The organism is Pseudomonas sp. SIMBA_067, from assembly GCF_046534675.1.
GTDB classification, from domain to species: Bacteria; Pseudomonadota; Gammaproteobacteria; order Pseudomonadales; family Pseudomonadaceae; genus Aquipseudomonas; species Aquipseudomonas putida.
Window position 1 is genome coordinate 1 of record NZ_JAWRYH010001311.1, and the last position, 237, is coordinate 237.

A 237-nucleotide genomic window follows, 5' to 3' on the forward strand; every position below is an offset into this window, starting at 1 on the left:
TCATAAGGGGCGATCTGCACCATCTCGAAGGGATAGTCGATCTTCTTGTCCTCATCACCCTCGATGACCAGGTTCTTGTTCAAGTAGCTCTCGTAGCTCGAGGCGCTGGTCAGGCCGACCTTCAGGCCGTCCAGGTCTTTGGCCGAATGGATGTGTTCGTCCTTGGCGTTGACCACGATCACCGCAGGCGAGGCGTAGTACTCCACCGGGAAATCAAACACCTCGGCGCGCGCCTTG

Annotated in this window: 1 pseudogene; it reads right to left on the reverse strand. The window is 57.8% G+C overall.

Annotation, left to right across the window (positions count from 1 at the left end):
* A pseudogene (locus tag SB765_RS33570) lies at positions 1-237 on the reverse strand (amino acid ABC transporter substrate-binding protein); the annotation flags it as partial.